Source organism: Aquimarina besae, assembly GCF_042434905.1.
In the GTDB taxonomy this organism is placed as follows: Bacteria; Bacteroidota; Bacteroidia; order Flavobacteriales; family Flavobacteriaceae; genus Aquimarina.
The window spans coordinates 639558-655479 of sequence record NZ_CP170199.1 but is presented as its reverse complement, the minus strand read 5'-3'; the positions used below and the strand labels follow the sequence as shown (position 1 = coordinate 655479).

10 protein-coding genes are annotated in these 15922 nt (G+C 34.2%); all 10 read right to left on the bottom strand.

Annotated features, from left to right (window positions below; all coding sequences use genetic code 11):
- Positions 1 to 153 precede the first annotated feature (153 nt).
- The 10 genes from ACE94K_RS02875 to uvrC all read right to left on the bottom strand — a co-directional run bounded on the left by ACE94K_RS02875 (position 154) and on the right by uvrC (position 15831).
- On the bottom strand, positions 154 to 3381 hold the full coding sequence (locus tag ACE94K_RS02875) for a carboxypeptidase regulatory-like domain-containing protein (protein WP_378179674.1): 3228 nt from the start codon (positions 3379 to 3381) through the stop codon (positions 154 to 156).
- 175 nt (positions 3382 to 3556) lie between these two features.
- Positions 3557 to 5194 carry a glucose-6-phosphate isomerase gene (pgi, locus tag ACE94K_RS02870; protein WP_378179671.1) on the bottom strand — a complete coding sequence of 546 codons (1638 nt, stop codon included), beginning with the start codon at positions 5192 to 5194 and terminating at the stop codon, positions 3557 to 3559.
- A 4-nt stretch (positions 5195 to 5198) separates the two neighbouring features.
- Positions 5199 to 6455 carry a peptidoglycan DD-metalloendopeptidase family protein gene (locus ACE94K_RS02865; protein ID WP_378179668.1) on the bottom strand — a complete coding sequence of 419 codons (1257 nt, stop codon included), beginning with the start codon at positions 6453 to 6455 and terminating at the stop codon, positions 5199 to 5201.
- A gap of 6 nt (positions 6456 to 6461) precedes the next feature.
- Positions 6462 to 7427, bottom strand: a complete 966-nt coding sequence (locus ACE94K_RS02860) for a tryptophan 2,3-dioxygenase family protein (protein ID WP_378179665.1) — start codon at positions 7425 to 7427, stop codon at positions 6462 to 6464.
- Entirely contained in the window at positions 7427 to 8203 is a 777-nt protein-coding gene (locus ACE94K_RS02855) for a DUF3108 domain-containing protein (protein WP_378179662.1), read from the bottom strand. The genes ACE94K_RS02860 and ACE94K_RS02855 overlap by 1 nt, the downstream gene beginning before the upstream one ends.
- Positions 8204 to 8698: 495 nt before the next feature.
- Complete coding sequence (gene hppD / locus ACE94K_RS02850; protein ID WP_378179659.1) at positions 8699 to 9838, bottom strand: 4-hydroxyphenylpyruvate dioxygenase; 1140 nt, start codon at positions 9836 to 9838, stop codon at positions 8699 to 8701.
- A gap of 116 nt (positions 9839 to 9954) precedes the next feature.
- Positions 9955 to 10320 carry a four helix bundle protein gene (locus ACE94K_RS02845; protein WP_378179656.1) on the bottom strand — a complete coding sequence of 122 codons (366 nt, stop codon included), beginning with the start codon at positions 10318 to 10320 and terminating at the stop codon, positions 9955 to 9957.
- An 82-nt stretch (positions 10321 to 10402) separates the two neighbouring features.
- Positions 10403 to 11560 (bottom strand): homogentisate 1,2-dioxygenase, encoded by a 1158-nt coding sequence (locus ACE94K_RS02840; protein ID WP_378179653.1) that lies wholly within the window; start codon positions 11558 to 11560, stop codon positions 10403 to 10405.
- Between the two features lie 178 nt (positions 11561 to 11738).
- Positions 11739 to 14003 (bottom strand): patatin-like phospholipase family protein, encoded by a 2265-nt coding sequence (locus tag ACE94K_RS02835; RefSeq protein WP_378179650.1) that lies wholly within the window; start codon positions 14001 to 14003, stop codon positions 11739 to 11741.
- 28 nt (positions 14004 to 14031) lie between these two features.
- Positions 14032 to 15831: an excinuclease ABC subunit UvrC gene (uvrC, locus tag ACE94K_RS02830; RefSeq protein ID WP_378179647.1), complete on the bottom strand. Its 1800-nt coding sequence runs from the start codon at positions 15829 to 15831 to the stop codon at positions 14032 to 14034.
- Between the last annotated feature and the right edge of the window lie 91 nt (positions 15832 to 15922).

Here is a 15922-nt window from a genome sequence, read left to right as displayed (position 1 = left end):
CCGAACTATTCAGAGGTAAAAATAGCAAGTTGAACTCATCCCGCTGCAAAGCGGAATCTTATTTTTAAATTAATTTTCTCAAAGGTAAACATAATGAATAAAAAAACCTCGCTCAAATGGAGCGAGGTTTTGATATATAATGATAAGAAGGTGTTAGTTAAAGATATATCTTAAACCAACTTGCATTTGCCATCTTGATGATTGTAATCCTCTATCATCTAACTGCTCTAATCCATCTTCGAAAGAAGCAGGGTTAAAACTAAACTCTGGATTTGGACCAGCCTGCTCTGTTTCTAATAATCCAACATTCCCAGGAATAAACTTACGTTTCCCCCAATCTTCATTTAGTAAATTAGTGAAGTTGAAAATATCTAAAGATACCTGAAGTGTATTTTTGTGCTTTCCTGTATTGATATAAAAATCTTGTAGGAATTTTAAATCAATAGTATTACTCCAAGGACCTCTGTCGCCATTTCGCTCTGCATATTGTCCTCTTCTACTTCTTAAGTAATCATTTCCTTCAATAAATGCGTCTAAAGCATCCCATTGTTGTTGAGAACTTAATCCATTTTCTCCATCAACCAATACAATTTCGCTTTGGTTAGCAGGTATATATATTAAAGCATTATCTCTAGAGTCATCATTTAAAAGATCTCTACCTTCTCTATAAACAAATGAGTATGGAGCACCTTGATTAGCTTCAAAGAAAAGTGCTATAGTAGATTTCATAAATCCAAGGTATTCCTTTTCATAACTTACGTTTGCAGTGATACGAGAACCTTGAGAGAAATCAGATCTGGATGTTGGTAAGTCAGAGTTTTTACCGTTTACAGTTTGGATATTTCTCCACTGAGAACTGTTTTGAGAAGAAGTTCCATCAAAAATAGACTCTGCCTCACCGTAAGAGTAAGAAACACTTCCTTGGAATCCATTTTCAAATGGTTTTCTTAACGTAACAGATGCGTTATATGAGAAACCTTCACCAGTGTTAGTTCCTAGAGTAATTCTACCATAGGTGTTATCTAAAAGATCTCCAAAACTGTCGCTATAAAAAGGTCTGTTATCAGCACCATTCAAGAAACCTTCAGCTTCTCCGATGTTTAAGTTTTCATAATAGATATTTGTAATTACATCCGTATATAAGAAGTCTGCACTAGCAATTAATCCCCATATTGGCAATTTTTGATCTATTGCAATATTATATTTCATAAACTGAGGTAACCTTAGGTTTGGTGTGAAAATATCTATATTACCGGCAAGTCCACCTGTTCCAGGTTCTACAGCCACTGGTTGTTGGTTAATGTCAGGGTTAAAAGTGATGGTTGAAGGATCTAAGTTAAATCCACCGGTAAATCCACCAGTAATACCATTATTATTATATGATCCACCAGGCCATACTAAAGGAATTCTAGAAGTAAACATCCCTAAACCACCACGGATTTGAGTAGTTTTGTTGTTTTTTACATCCCAATTAAATCCAATTCTCGGAGATAAATGAGCTTTAGGGTTGATTGCTTTACCAACTCTTGCACCTTGAAGATCTTTTCCTGCAGCCTCCAAGATAGGAATTGTTCTATTGTTGAAATCATCATTTACAGGACCATCATCAAAAATAGGTACATCTACTCTTAAACCTGCAGTAAATCTAAAGTTTTCAGCAATACTTACTTCATCCTGAATGTAAACACTTGGCTGGTATAATTTGAATTCTGAAGCACCGTCAGATTCATCACCTACAGCTGTTCCTCCAACTAAAGAATAACCTCTTTGGTATTCATCAATAATACCAGCGTAGAAGTCGCTAACACTGTTAAATGTATAGTCACCATAGTTAAACGCAAAGAAAAGGTTCTTTATTTTTGAAAACTCGTGTTGGGTACCAATTGTAATGGTGTGTTTACCGCTATAGATTTCAAAATTATCCGCTATATTTAAAATATCCTGATCCAATAAGTTAGCAGTAGAGAAAGGTTCAGCACCAAAAGTAATAGTACCACCACCATCTCTAATATCGACGCTTGGGAATGGATTGCCAGAAGGATCACGATCATCTCTAACCGATTTATATCCAACTAATAGACTATTAGATGCCCAACTACCGAAAGAAGAATTTAATTCTAAAGTAGTTTCATTTTTCGTACTTTCAAAAAATTCAGACCCATTAATGAAACCAATATTTCTGTTACCACTATTTCTTGCTTCAAGATTTTCTGCCTTTACAAAATTGTGTTTAACACTCAACTGATGATTATCGTTGATATTCCAGTCTAGTCTTACTGTAAACTTATCACTATCTAAAGTTCTGGTATTATTATCAAATCCACCTGGATTAAATCCGTATGTAGTCTGTAAGAAATTAGAAAGATCTTGTATTTGAGATAAACTAGAATCACCTTGGTAATTACTAAAATTAAAAGGTTGTGGAGTTTCAGTTTGTTCTCTTTCGTAGTTTACAAAATAAAATAATTTGTCTTTTACGATTGGACCACCTACTCTAATACCATAGATGTTAGAAGAAAAGTCTGCTAATTTTTCAGCAGATTCACCATCTCCAACAAGACTAGGAGGAGTTTTTCCTGCAAGATCCTGATTTCTAAAATATGTGTAAGCAGATCCCTGGATTTTGTTTGTCCCGGATCTTGTAATCGCGTTGATCGCACCACCGGCAAAACCAGATTGTCTTACATCAAATGGAGCAATGTTAATTTGAAAGGTCTCGATAGCATCGATGGAAAACGGATTCACTCCAGTTTGTCCACCGTCTGTTCCTGATCCTGCCAAACCAAATACGTCGTTACTTACACCACCATCAATATATAGGGCGTTGTAACGGTTATTTTGCCCTGCTAAAGAAACAGAGAACCCGTCATCACCTTCAGTGATCTGAGCTTGTGGAGTGATTCTCACAAAATCAGCTACAGATCTTGAAACAGAAGGTAAATTATTAATTTGTCTTTCTGTTACTGTGGTTTCAGTACCTGTTTTACCTGAGTCAAATACCCCATTACGAGTAGCTGTTATTACAACTTCTTCAAGAGCACTAGCTTCTTCTTTCATCTGAGTACTAATGTTTTTAGAATCTCCCAATTGAAGATATACTCCATCCTGAACAAATCCTAAAAAACCTACGTATGAGATTGTCACTCTGTATGGTCCGCCAGTTCTCATATTTGCGATTCTGTAGAAACCGTCAAAATCTGTAATTGCGCCATACTTAGTCCCGGAAGGAGTGTGAATTGCAATTACATTAGCACCCGGAAGCGGTGCTCCGGTATTATCCGTTACTTTTCCATTCATGGAAGATTTTGTAACACCCTGAGCAAAGGTTTGTGCAACCGTTGCTAAAAGAATTACAACAAATAAAAATGTAATCTTTTTCATTATAATGAATTGAGTTAATTGTTTGGCGCAAAAAAACAAATCTTTGCGCAATTAAAGTTTATCTTAATGTTAAAATTTTTACATAAAATTTTAACGGTTTTAAGGTAGCTCTATTTTACAATGGATTGATTTTAAGCTTATTGAAAATATCCAAAAGTTATTAACCAGTAAAAACTTAATTCAAATACTTTTTTAGCAGCGTTTTCGTAGAGGAATCGTGGTTAGAAATCTGCGAATTATCGATTTCATTTAAAATTTTTGTAGCCAATTGCTTACCTAATTCTACACCCCATTGATCATAACTAAATATGTTCCAAATTACTCCCTGAACAAAAATTCGTTGTTCATACATCGATACTAATGCTCCTAAACTCTTTGGTGTTAATTTGTTTATCAGTACCGTTGTCGTTGGTTTATTACCGGTAAAAATTTTGAAAGGGACTAACTGTTTTAGTTTATCCTCAGGAAGATTTTTGGATTTCAATTCATCAAGAACGTCAGCTTCAGTTTTTCCGTTCATCAACGCTTCTGTCTGTGCAAAGAAATTTGCCATGAGTTTATCCTGATGATCATTATCCCCAAACAAAGAGTGTTTAAAACCAATAAACTCTGCAGGAATCAATTTGGTTCCTTGATGAATTAACTGAAAGAATGCGTGCTGGGCGTTTGTTCCGGGTTCTCCCCAGATGATGGTTCCGGTTTGGTAATGAATTGGGTTTCCATTGCGATCCACACTCTTTCCGTTACTTTCCATGATACCTTGTTGCAAATACGCTGGTAACCTGTGCAGATACTGAGAGTACGGTATGATCGCTTCGCTTTCTGCTTCAAAAAAGTTGTTGTACCAAATACTTAATAATCCTAAAATTACTGGAATATTTTCTTCGAAATTTGTTTTTCTAAAATGTTCGTCCATTTCGTGAGCACCTTCTAGCAAAGATTCAAAGTTTTTATAGCCCACAGATAAACTTATAGATAATCCTACAGCACTCCAAAGCGAAAAACGACCACCAACCCAATCCCATAATGGAAAAATATTGTCTGCATCAATACCGAATTTGGTTACATTAGGAATATTACTAGATACGGCAACAAAATGTTTGCTAACTGCCTCTTGAGAGGCTTGTTTTATAAACCAACTTCTGGCAGTAGTAGCATTGGATAATGTTTCCTGCGTAGAGAAGGTTTTTGATACCACTACAAATAATGTAGTTTCCGGATCAAGATCTTTTAAGTTTTGGTGCACGTGATCACCATCTACATTGGATATAAAATGTACTTTTAGATGGTTTTTATAATATTCTAAAGATTCTGTGATCATAGCAGGTCCAAGATCAGAACCACCAATACCGATATTTACAATATCTGTGAATGGTTTGTTCGTGTATCCTTTTAATTCACCATTAATAACCTTATCACAAAATGTTTTTATTTTATTTTTTACATCAGATACTTCTGGCACTACATTTTTTCCATCTACCTGAACTGTATTGTTAGAAGGAACTCTAAGCGCTGTATGAAGCACTGCTCTTTCTTCGGTTTCGTTTATGACTTCTCCTTCAAAATAGCTTTGTATGGCTTTATCAAGTTGTACTTCTTTAGCAAGGTCTATCAAAAGCTTTTTTGTGGTTGCATCGATTCGGTTTTTAGAATAATCTATATAAAATTCCTTCCATTCGATGGAGAATTTTTCTGCTCTTTCCGGAGATTTTGCAAAAAGCTCTTTTAAGTGAGTGTCCTTTATATTGCTATAATGGTTTTGGAGTGCTTCCCAGGCTTTTGTGGTGGTGGGATTAATAGTTGGTAATGCCATCTGATTATAGAATTTCTTGTTTTGGTTTGAAAATAATACTATCTAATTTTGCTTTTAGTGGTTCTATATGTGTAAAAAATGCTGGTTTCAAACTATCATTTAAAGGTTTAGAGGAGGGTAAATCCTCTCTAAACGGATCCACTTCTTTACCGTTTTTCCAGAAACGATAACAAACGTGTGGTCCACTGGTATTTCCGGTCATTCCAATATAACCAATTACATCTCCCTGTCTTACATATTCTCCAACTTTTACAGCCTGTCGGCTCATATGCAAATATTGAGTGTCGTAGGTGGCATTGTGCCGGATTTTTACGTATTTTCCGTTTCCTCCTTTTCGTTCGGACTTGGTCACGGTGCCATCTGCTGTTGCCAGAATCGGTGTTCCAACGGGGGCGGCAAAATCTGTTCCCCGATGAGGTCTTATTTTGTTACCATAGTACCGAATTCTTCGTTTTAGATTATACCTAGAAGAAATTCTACTAAACTGAACGGGTGCTCTTAAGAAAGCTCTACGTAAATTGTTTGCCTCTTGATCAAAGTAATCTGATGTTCTATTAATGGTATCATCTTCAAACTTAAAGGCATATATAGGTTTGCTTCTATGTTCAAAATACGAAGCTTTAATTTCGCCAATACCGGCAGGTATGGTATCGTTTATATACTTCTCGGTGTAGATTACTTTAAACTGATCGCCTGCCTGCAGCCTAGTAAAATCTATGGTCCAGGCATAGATATCCGCCATCTTATATGCAACCAAGAAACTAAGGTTCATGTCATCAAAGGTTTGAGACAGATTGCTCTCTATAGTTCCAGAAGCTATGCGCTCTACAATTTTTACAGGTTTGGTACTTTTTCTGGCAATAATGCTATCTCTAAAATCCACAACGGTGTAATCGATAAGACCGTTTTGATATACAAAAACCTGAGCTTTTTGGGTAGTGTCTTTAGATTTTAAAAGTGTGTAAGCTTTTCCTGCTCTAATTCTGGCAACATTAAAGGTGTCTTTGATTTTATTAGAAATTTCAAAAACTTTAGCTCTGGAGATACCATGACTGTCTAAAATAGCACCAAAGCTGTCTCCTGGCCTAACCGTGTCTCTTACAACAGTAAATTCATTAAGGTTGTATCCAAACTCCTTGACAACAGGTGGCTCTTTTATTTCTTTAATTGCTTCAGGAATGACAACTTCCTTCGTTTTCTTTTCTTGCTGACATGAAATCAATACTACTGATAATAGTAGTAGATAACCTAAATTCTTCAACTGACTTTATTTTGTGGTATTAAATTGATGGGTAACCCATTGTTGCCCCCAATTCTCTTTTTCTTCTGTGTTCCAAAGGTTAGGAAAAAACATAATCCTTTGAAAACTTGGGGGTAAAAACTTTTTCCAGTTGGTTCCTCCTGTGGCTAATACTTCGCCTTTATCCCTATTGAGATATCTGTAGGCGGCTCCCATATGCATTAATAACCAATTAATATTCACATTGGTGTCAAAAGTACGTAAAGCATTAATAAGCTGCACATTATTTTGTTCTTTTTCTGGAAGCTCAAGGTATTTATGATATATCGTACTTTGTTTTACCTGATGGGCAATTCGCATCATCCTGGGAGTATAACGGTATTCAAATTGTTTAAGCGTAAGTGTCTTTTCGCCTGTTTTGATATCCGTTGCGCCAGATTTCCAATAAAGATGTTCATACACTTCCTCCAAAGGATCTTGTTCAGAAAAATGTTCTCGTTCCTTACTGTTCACTAAATTTTTTAACGGAGTAGCGTAAATCTCGATCAGCCTAAATTGTACAGATTGAAAACCACTGGCAGGTAATAATGACATTCTGTATTTAAGGAATTGATCTTTATCCATCCCCTTAATCATTACATCAAATGAATCTATTAAAACTCTAAAATATCGATTGATTCTATCTAGTTTTTTTGTAAAGAATTCTGCAGTCTGTAATTTATCATCAATGATCTGCTTTAGTTCGTGAATAATTAGTTTGAAATATAATTCTGTAATCTGATGATACATAATAAATATTTCTTCATCCGGGAAATGTGTTCTTGGTATTTGTAGACTAAGTAAAGTGTCCAGATGTATATAGTCCCAATAGGTTAGGTATCGATCGTGTAGTAAACCATCTAAGTAGGATCCAAGATCCTGTCCAGAATTTTTAAACTTTTTTTCGAGTTGCCTTATTTTTTCGGCAATCTCGGGCTTTATGGGTTCGTCCATTAATCAATTACAATTTTAAGAGGATGTTTAAGTCCTTTATAAGCTATTAAATCTGCATTAATAGATCCAACAAGAATATCAGCTTTTATTCTTATCGGCATACGATTATCATCATCACTTACCCAAACGGTCAAACTTTCTTCTTCCTTAAAGACTCTTTCTGCTTGTACAATTGGGCGAAATTTTAAACAACGAATTTTATTATCATTCATTTTAATCGTTTCTCTTCCTAAAAAACGTAATTTAAACAAGTAGTTTTCATTGTCAAAAAACATGTTTACGAATTTCTCGTCTCCTATCTTTAGCGAAGATACATCAATATTATTTCTCAGATAGTAAAACGAAGACATCATGTCTTGTATGTTGTCTTTGATGGTAAAGTTTTCTTTTTTGTTATACTTTTTATTGAAAACCTGAGCTTTTTTGTTTTCGTGATCAAAATTGATCTCGATGTCTTTGGTGTGGCCACCTTCATTAATTTTCCGAATGAAGCGATACGGCTTCACTTCATTTTTATCAATATATGTTTCGTAGTAATCTTCAACTTTAAAAAATAGACTTAATACTGATGAGGATTTTCCGGTACCAACAATATGGTGAACCGGCATTCCATTAAGCGTTTCGTCCTTCACTTCTAATGTTGCGTAACTGGCCGTAAAAAAACCATATCTAATTTTGAATTTAAACCATTCTCCGTGTTGAAAAGAGCTATGGCTATCTTGCGCAATAGAAGTAGTTGTAATTAAAATTACTAATAAAAGAATATATCTTTTCATTTGTTCTTTTTTATCATTTTTTTTCAGTTGTTAAATGTAACTCGCTATTAAACATTTTTTTGTGTAACAACTTAACAGTTATGGTTCATTTTGCAACTATTTTTGGTATCGTGTCATTAAACATAAACACTCTAGTCAGAAGTGTTTACAATATCCATTCCAAAAATACTATATAATATAAACAGATAAAAACGGGGAGTATTACTAAATTTTAAAAAAATCAATAAAAAAAGAGAGCCACCACAGCTCTCTTTTACTTTTATTAACCAACTAAAAACTTAAATTATGAGAATAATTATTGTTTTTGGTATAAGCAGTAACCACTCCGCTTATAATACAAACATCCGCTTTTTTTGCATAATTATCAAACGAAAACGTTTTTTTATTATCATATTTAACAAAAATTTAGGCACAAACGGATAATTTTTCAATAATCTCAATTAATTAACATTGGTTATTCAAATTTTTCAAAGGATTTTAAAAATATTTTTAATGTTATAAGGTTCCTCTTTGTTCTTGTTCTCTTTCTATGGCTTCAAAAAGTGCTTTGAAATTACCTTTACCAAAAGATTGGGCCCCTTTTCTCTGTATTATTTCAAAAAACATAGTCGGACGATCTAATACGGGTTTGGTAAAAATCTGAAGTAGATATCCCTCGTCGTCTCGGTCAATAAGTATTCCAAGTTCTTTTAAGGGTTCGAGGTCTTCATCAATTTCTCCAACTCTATCTAAAACGGTTTCATAATAACTGGCTGGTACTGTCAGAAATTCTACTCCGCGATTTTGAAGCGCAGAAACCGTTTCTATAATATTATCTGTTGCCAAAGCCATATGCTGAACACCTGCACCATTATAAAAATCAATATATTCTTCGATTTGTGATTTTTTTCGACCTTCTGCGGGTTCGTTAATCGGAAATTTGATTCTACCATTCCCATTACTCATTACCTTGCTCATCAGGGCAGTATATTCTGTAGAGATATCTTTGTCATCAAAAGACACTAGCTGAGCAAATCCCATAACTTTGGCATAGAACTCGCACCATTTGTTCATCTCATTCCAGCCCACGTTTCCTACCATGTGATCAATATATTTAAGCCCTGTTGATGCTGTTTTGTATGATTTATTCCAGGCAATATAACCAGGTAGGAATGCTCCGTTATAATTTTTTCTTTCTACAAAAACATGTACAGTTTCTCCATAGGTATGGATCCCCGAGAAAACTACTTTACCGTCTTTGTCTTCTTTTGTAGTCGGTTCCATATAAGATTCTGCGCCACGTTTAACCGTCTCTTCATAACTTTTTGTAGCATCATCGACCCAAAGAGCCACTACTTTTACACCATCACCGTGAGCATTAATATGTTTATTAATATTTCCATCTGGTTGTAGCGGTGAAGTTAGTACTAATGTAATTTTGTCTTGACGTAATACGTAAGAAACACGATCTTTTAGACCGGTTTCTAATCCTGCATACGCAATGGGCTGAAATCCCCAGGCTGTTTGATAATAGTATGCTGCTTGTTTTGCATTGCCTACGTATAGTTCTACATGATCTGTTCCCAGAAGTGGTAGGAAATCTTCTGCCTGTGGAACTATTTTTTCTAAATTTTGAGATTTTATATTTGTTGACATGACTTTTTAATTAGATAATTAGTAAATGTGAAAATTAGATGATGATATTTAAAAATCCGAAGGATTTTTAGTTATGATGTCACCACATTGCTCTTATTTGATTAGTAATATCCATATTAGGCTTTAGAATTGTTTATTGATTTGACCGAGGAACTTATGATTTTATTCAAAATCTTTATTATAGATTCTAAATGTTTGCTTTCCGGATAATTCTTTATCGCATCGCATATAAATAACCAATATTCCGTTTCATCCGCTTCCTTTATAGCAATTTTCATCTTATGAATAAAATCTTTTTTGCTTTCTGCGTTTTGAGCTTCTTTGATATTAGCGCCAATAGAAGTTCCTGATTTAAGTAATTGATTAGCTAATACAAATTTTCTTAAGGTTTCTAGTTCTTCATCATATTCAACAATTTTTATTGCAAAGGCAAAGCTCTTTATCAGAATTATATTGTCTTTATATTTTTCATTAAATGTCATGATCAACTAAATACTTTAGACAAAATGTTAATAATCAAAAAATCATATTCTCATTATCATATTCGCCAATTTTCTAATTTATTTATTCTAGCCAAGATTTATAATAATCTTCGTCTGCAATTTTCATGGCCTCCTTTGTAACCATCAAAGGTTTAAAAGTGTCAACCATCACAGCTAGTTCATCTGTTTTAGTTTTTCCGATACTTCTTTCTACAGCGCCAGGATGTGGACCGTGTGGAATCCCTGCCGGGTGTAGTGAGATATGACCGGCAGCAATATCATTCCTACTCATAAAATCGCCATCTACATAATACAGCACTTCATCACTATCAATATTACTGTGATTATAGGGAGCTGGAATGCTTTCTGGATGGTAATCATACAATCGTGGAACAAAAGAGCAAACTACAAATGCATCGGTTTCAAAAGTCTGATGTACCGGCGGTGGCTGATGTACTCTTCCAGTTATTGGCTCGAAATCGTGAATGGAAAATGCATACGGAAAATTGAACCCATCATAACCTACCACATCAAAGGGATGTGTAGCATAGATCATGTCAAAAATCTCATCTTGCTTTTTTACCTTGATTAGAAAATCTCCTTTTTCATCATTGCTTTCTAATTCATAGGGAGCTCTTAAATCTCGCTCACAAAATGGAGAATGCTCTAATAATTGTCCAAACCAATTTCTATATCTTTTTGGAGTATAAATAGGTCTCTTTGATTCTACAATAAATAATCGGTTATCCTTTGTGTCAAAATCTAATTTATAAATGGTGCCGCGAGGGATTAAAATATAATCACCATATTTGAAATCCAAATTCCCTAAATGACTTCTAAATTTACCGGTTCCTTTATGTACAAAAATCAGTTCGTCTGCATCGGTGTTTTTGTAGAAGTAATCAGTAGTAGATTCTTGCGGAGCAGATAAAATTATACTTACGTCACTATTAGTCAATACGTTTTTTCTACTTTGTAAGTAATCCTTTTCAGGATTTACTTTGAATCCGTGTAATCTGTAGGATTTAATATTATTGTGGATAGCAATTTCTGGTGCAACACTATAACTTGCTTTAATTTCTTTTACTTGTGTAGGTCGTTGATGGTGATATGAATTGGTTGACATCCCATCAAAACCTATGGTGCCAAATAATTGTTCGTAATATAATGACCCATTGGGTTTTCTAAAAATTGTATGTCGCTTAGGAGGTATTTCACCTAAAGAATGATAAAAAGGCATGAGAATTAAAATTATGTTATTAATTACTAGATGGTAAAAAGTAAGCAATAGTAGTGTTTACCTTATTCCGGATTACGTTTGATAAGGTAGTGTAATAGCAATAATAAGTCCTTCCAAAACAAGCTCATAACATTACAAATATCGTAAATAATTCTCTCTTTTTTGGTTTTAAGCTTTGTTAAAACCAAAAACCAATACTAAAATACCATTCTCCCTGTTTTTGTTCTGGAGAATATGAGTATTTTACCTGTATAGGTCCGGCAAAGGTCTCAAGTCCATACCCTAATGCATAACCCGAATATTCGGGAGAATCAATCCATTTACCGTTACGAAATAACTCATTGCCTATATTAGCGTAGTTGGCAGCAAGGTTCAAATGGTTTTTTGGAAATACCTCAAAGTCTAAAGTAATAGCTGTTTTGAAAAAACTATTTCCAACGATACTCAAAAAGTCATACCCATAAAAAGGGATGTTGTTGTTCACCATTTTTGCACCAAATCCCCCCATAAAAAAATTAAGACTCCTTACGTTTTGTTCTTCCCATCGATTACCAGCACTCAATCCAAGGTTAACAGAAGTTTTATCAAAAACCTTAAATGCATATCCAAAATCAGCTTTTGCAATTACAAAATTGCTATTCTCACTGTTAGGATTATCATCAAACAAATAATAATTAATATCTGCATCGAAGAAAAAGCCGGAAGAAGGGAAGTATTTATTGTTATAACTGTCAAATTTTAAATAAGAGAATGCGCTCCAATAATTACTATTATCAAAAACCACTCTTGGTAATTGATCTTCATCTTCTCCTATGGTTTCAGAAATAAGTCTGAATCTTCTATACTCTGCTCCAAGACCAAGCGAAAAAGTTTGATTCAACAAGGTTTCCGCATATAACTGCGTCTTAAAATCCAGATAATCAAGATTGATTTTATTCACCTCTATGTCAGGCAAACTGAAATCTTCTCGAACCAACTCATATGCTACATTTCTATTAAAACGGTTAAGACTGTTTTTGAAGCCAATACTCCAATAGAATCCTTTATCAATATAATAATCAAAATTATATCTGATATTATCCCCTAAAGCTACATCAAATGAAAGGACATCATTATTGAACAGCAAACTTTTTTTGGTAAAATTAATCAGAGCTGCAGTTTTATACAAATCATCATAATGCAATGCAAAGCGCAGTAGCGTAGTGTTTTTTGATTCTTTTACATTTAACACCAACTCTTTACCGTCTTCTTTGTCTGTTAGTCGATGACTAACTCTATCAAAGTTACCTGTAGCAGATAGGTTATTGATGCCTTCGTACAACTTTACATAAGTTGTGGTCTTTGGGTTATTTAGTTTTAGCTTTAATTTCCCTTTAATGTACGATCTCGTATATCTATGATTTCCTGATATAACAAGGTTTTTTATAAGAAGTGTATCAGAACCTTTAGAAGTTTTTATTTTAGGCGCAGAATGTTTTTGCAATCTCTTTATTGCTCTTAATTTTTCATAATTAGCAAAGGCTGCTTTTTCTCCATTGGTAATGATTTTATCTGCCTGATCAAAAGAAATTAATGAAAAATCTGAAATGGAAGGTTTGATATACACATCGGTTTCTGGCATTTTAGATTTCATGTCTTCAATTGTTCTAAAATTACTTATCTGTAACATGATGTTAGTCACAGAATTTAATTCTTCTCGTGGCATTAAGCTATCCTGAACATCAATCCCTATAACTATCTCAGCTCCTTTTTTACGGATTTCTTTTATTGGATAGTTATTAGAGACACCGCCGTCGGTCATTAATATCCCATTTAGTTCTATTGGACTAAAAATGGAAGGCAATGCTCCACTAGCTGAAACTGCTTCTGGAAGGTATCCTTTATCCAATAAAATTTGTTCTCCAGTTGCTATATTTGTAGAGATACAAAAGAATGGAATTGGAAGCTTACTAAAGTCATCGACTTCGTGAACATGAGAAGTTAAACGAGCAAACTCATTGAAGAAATTCTGCCCCTTGGACAATCCTTCAGGTAATCCTATTTTAAAATCATCGAAAGGAAGGGTTAAGGCATATTTTTCAGAATCCTCTCGTTCATAAAAAGTTTTTGCTTTTCTGGGTAAGTCATCCTGGATTAGGACATCAAAATCTACCGTTCTGAAAATAGAGTCTAACTCTTTGGCTGTATATCCAGAGGCGTATAATGAACCTACAATTGCTCCCATACTGGTTCCGCCAATATAATCTATTCGTATACCGGCTTCTTCAATAACTTTTAAGGCACCAATATGTGCTAACCCCTTGGCACCGCCACCACTTAAAACAAGCCCAACTTTAACATCCTGATCTTCTGGATTATCGTGAATTTCAAGAACATCTCTGTCTTGGGACATCACGATATTGGATAGAAAGTTAAAAACAATCAGCACCAGTATATTCCGCATGTTAAAAGAGGTGGAACGCATAAGAGATTTATTCTTTTTTAGAAAGATAGTAATTAAACACTTTGGTTGCGCGAGATTCTCCTATTACTTCTGCAAGTTCATTTTTAGTGGATTCACTAATTCTTTTTACGGATCTAAAGTGTTTTAGTAACTCGATAACTGTTTTTTCTCCTATTCCGGGAATGGTATCTAATTCTGTATCTAAAGCTGCTTTACTTCTTTTCTGTCTATGAAAAGTAATTCCAAAACGATGGGCTTCATTTCTTAAATGCTGAATGATTTTTAAAGATTCTGATTTTTTATCCAGATATAATGGGATAGAATCTCCTGGATAATAGATTTCTTCTAATCTTTTTGCAATTCCGATAATGGTGATTTTTCCACGAAGATCAAGTCTTTCTAAAGCCTTTAATCCAGAAGAGAGTTGACCCTTTCCTCCATCAACAATCACCAACTGTGGTAGTGGTTGCTCTTCATCTAATAATCTTTTGTACCTGCGATATACCACTTCTTCCATAGAAGCAAAATCATTGGGGCCTTCAACAGTTTTAATATTGAATTTTCTGTATTCTTTTTTACTAGGCTTTCCATTTTTAAACACAACACATGCCGCTACCGGATTGGTCCCTTGTATGTTAGAGTTATCAAAACATTCTATATGTCTTGGTTCCTCTGGTAACCTAAGGTCTTTTTTCATCTGAGCCATCAGACGTTTTACGTGTCTATCAGGGTCTATAATTTTTATTTGCTTAAAACGCTCCTGTCTATAGTATTTTGCATTACGTATAGATAAATCGACAATCTTCTTTTTGTCTCCTAATCGAGGAATTGTAATTTTCACATCTTCTCCTACATCAACTTTGATCGGAACATATATTTCTTTGGAACCAGAACCAAATCGTTGTCGTAATTCGATAATAGCCAGTTCTAATAATTCTTTATCTGTTTCTTCTAGTTTCTTTTTTATTTCGGCGGTATGTGATCGAACAATCGCTCCATAAGAAAGTTGAAGAAAGTTGACATATCCGTAGGATTCATCAGAGATTATGGAGAAAACATCAACGTTACTTATTTTTGGATTAACTACGGTAGATTTAGCTTGATACTTTTCTAAAACTTCAATTTTTTCTTTGATCCGTTGTGCCTCTTCAAACTCCATTTTTTGGGCGTGATCTACCATTTGTTTACGAAATCTGTTTAAAGAATCTTTGAAGTTACCTTTAACAATTTCCCGGATTGCCTCTATATTTTGATGGTATTCTTGCTCTTGTTGTAACCCTTCACATGGACCTTTGCAATTGCCTAGGTGATACTCGAGACATACTTTATATTTCCCGTCTTCAATTTTTTGCTGTGATAGATCATAATTACAGGTTCTTAACTGGTATAGTCCTTTGATAAGATCTAAAAGGGTATTTACCGTTTTAAAGTTTGTATACGGCCCAAAATATTCTGATCCATCTTTTACTAAATTACGAGTAGGAAAAACTCTGGGGAAACGCTCATTTTTGATACAAATCCAGGGATACGTTTTATCATCTTTGAGCATTACATTGAATCGCGGTTGATGCTTTTTTATCAGATTGTTTTCTAATAATAATGCATCTGTTTCAGTCTCGACAATGATATGCTTTATAGTATCAATTTTCTTAACCAGTACTCTGGTTTTATAATTGTCGTGATTCTTTGTAAAATATGAAGAAACTCTTTTCTTTAAATTTTTGGCTTTACCAACATACAATAGTTTGCCATCCTTATCATAGTATTGATAGACTCCTGGGCTCGTTGGTAACGTTTTTAGCTGTATATCTAATGTGGCTTTTTGCATAATGTAAGTGTAAATTTAGTAGTTTACAGGAATTATTAAATACACTTCGCATGAATATTATGTTAAAAACAAAATATGGATTTAACTATTA

Coding starts and splice junctions, on each gene's coding strand:
- hppD (WP_378179659.1), bottom strand. CDS start 9,838: ATGTCAACAAATATAAAATCTCAAAATTTAGAAAAAATAGTTCCACAG.
- ACE94K_RS02835 (WP_378179650.1), bottom strand. CDS start 14,003: ATGCGGAATATACTGGTGCTGATTGTTTTTAACTTTCTATCCAATATC.
- ACE94K_RS02875 (WP_378179674.1), bottom strand. CDS start 3,381: ATGAAAAAGATTACATTTTTATTTGTTGTAATTCTTTTAGCAACGGTT.
- ACE94K_RS02845 (WP_378179656.1), bottom strand. CDS start 10,320: ATGACATTTAATGAAAAATATAAAGACAATATAATTCTGATAAAGAGC.
- ACE94K_RS02855 (WP_378179662.1), bottom strand. CDS start 8,203: ATGAAAAGATATATTCTTTTATTAGTAATTTTAATTACAACTACTTCT.
- pgi (WP_378179671.1), bottom strand. CDS start 5,194: ATGGCATTACCAACTATTAATCCCACCACCACAAAAGCCTGGGAAGCA.
- uvrC (WP_378179647.1), bottom strand. CDS start 15,831: ATGCAAAAAGCCACATTAGATATACAGCTAAAAACGTTACCAACGAGC.
- ACE94K_RS02840 (WP_378179653.1), bottom strand. CDS start 11,560: ATGCCTTTTTATCATTCTTTAGGTGAAATACCTCCTAAGCGACATACA.
- ACE94K_RS02860 (WP_378179665.1), bottom strand. CDS start 7,427: ATGGACGAACCCATAAAGCCCGAGATTGCCGAAAAAATAAGGCAACTC.